At 44.0% G+C, this 302-nt stretch carries 1 protein-coding gene; it reads left to right on the top strand.

The genetic code is table 11. The annotated features are described in order from the left end of the window. Positions 1 to 60 precede the first annotated feature (60 nt). The coding region (locus NE473_RS31205; protein WP_256265650.1) for a sodium ion-translocating decarboxylase subunit beta at positions 61 to 302 on the top strand (242 nt) is incomplete at its 3' end.

The raw sequence follows: 302 nt of genomic DNA, 5'->3' as shown, positions 1-302 counted from the left end.
AAAGGTCATTAAAACCGTAAAACTGGACCTGAATCGAGAAAAGGAAACAGGAGGCTGAAAATGGAATTCTTATTAGAAGGAATTATGTCGGTTACATGGCAGCAGATACTTAAGTATCTGCTGGGAATCATCCTGATATGGCTTGCGATTAAGAAAGAGTATGAGCCGGCCCTGCTTCTGCCCATGGGGTTTGGTGCAATTCTTGTAAATCTGCCGAACACAGGGGTTATCAATCAGGTATTGTCCGGTGTCGGTGACACAAACGGAATTATTGAATGGCTGTTTCATGTGGGGATCGAAGC

The sequence above is a fragment of the Hungatella sp. SL.1.14 genome, from assembly GCF_024460495.1.
In the GTDB taxonomy this organism is placed as follows: Bacteria; Bacillota; Clostridia; order Lachnospirales; family Lachnospiraceae; genus Hungatella; species Hungatella hathewayi.
This window is presented reverse-complemented; position numbering and strand designations above follow the sequence as displayed.